The following is a 351-nucleotide window of genomic DNA, read 5'->3' as shown; positions in this document are numbered from 1 at the left end:
AAGGTGTGGCTCAGGTCTGATCGGATCGCTTGCATCCATATGTCCGGCCTGTTGATGCGGTTTTGACCGCTGGCCAAGATGGTTTCCGCGGCGCGAGTTCCAGACATGCCGGCGGGGTCTATGCCCCGATGGATCACTTCGGAGTGTCTCGCGCTTGGGATCGATCGATCACGCCATCTGCTGTTTCCTTGCAAGGTTCCGACATCATCCAGATCGGGTCTGGTGATCTTGGTCTAGACTTGCTGCATCACGGGCCGCAGCAGTCGGTTGGGGTCATGCCGGCGGGGTCTATGCCCCGATGGATCACTTCGGAGTGTCTCGCGCTTGGGATCGATCGATCACGCCATCTGC

The organism is Mesorhizobium sp. WSM4830, from assembly GCF_055811495.1.
This window is presented reverse-complemented; position numbering follows the sequence as displayed.